This window comes from Paraburkholderia sp. LEh10, from assembly GCF_017814945.1.
GTDB lineage: Bacteria > Pseudomonadota > Gammaproteobacteria > Burkholderiales > Burkholderiaceae > Paraburkholderia.
Genome location: NZ_JAGIPX010000222.1, coordinates 1 through 921, shown reverse-complemented (window position 1 = coordinate 921; position 921 = coordinate 1). Strand labels below are relative to the sequence as shown.

The following is a 921-nucleotide window of genomic DNA, read 5'->3' as shown; positions in this document are numbered from 1 at the left end:
GACATCCTCGATATCGCGGGGGCGTGCGAGTTCGAGGAAGTCGCGTATCTGCTCGTGCACGGCAAGCTGCCGAACGCCGCCGAACTGGGCGCCTACAAGACCAGGCTCAAGGCGCTGCGCGGCCTGCCCGCGAACGTGAAGGCCGCGCTCGAATGGATTCCCGCCGCCGCGCATCCGATGGACGTGATGCGCACGGGCGTCTCCGTGCTCGGCACGGTGCTGCCGGAAAAAGACGATCACAACCTCGCGGGCGCGCGCGACATCGCCGACAAGCTGATGGCCTCGCTCGGCTCGATGCTGCTGTACTGGTATCACTACTCGCACAACGGCAAGCGCATCGAGGTCGAGACCGACGACGATTCGATCGGCGGCCACTTCCTGCATCTGCTGCATGGCGTGGCGCCGTCGAAGTCGTGGGTCGAGGCAATGCACGTGTCGCTAAACCTGTACGCGGAACACGAGTTCAACGCCTCGACGTTCACGGGCCGCGTGATCGCGGGCACGGGCTCGGACATGTATTCGGCGATCACGGGCGCGATCGGCGCGCTGCGCGGCCCGAAGCACGGCGGCGCGAACGAAGCCGCGTTCGACATCCAGTCGCGCTACCAGACGGCCGACGAAGCGGAAGCCGACATCCGCCGCCGCGTCGAGAACAAGGAAGTCGTGATCGGCTTCGGCCACCCCGTCTACACGATCTCCGATCCGCGCAACAAGGTGATCAAGGAAGTGGCGAAGAAGCTGTCGAAGGAAGCATCGAACATGAAGCTGTTCGACATCGCCGAGCGGCTGGAGACGGTGATGTGGGACGTCAAGAAGATGTTCCCGAACCTCGACTGGTTCAGCGCCGTGTCGTACCACATGATGGGCGTGCCGACCGCGATGTTCACGCCGCTGTTCGTGATTTCGCGCACCTCCGGCTGG

1 protein-coding gene is annotated in these 921 nt (G+C 64.5%); it reads left to right on the top strand.

Going from position 1 to position 921, the window contains the following annotated elements; genetic code table 11:
• The coding region (gene prpC / locus J8I87_RS44055) for a 2-methylcitrate synthase (protein WP_209938922.1) at positions 1-921 on the top strand (921 nt) is incomplete at both ends.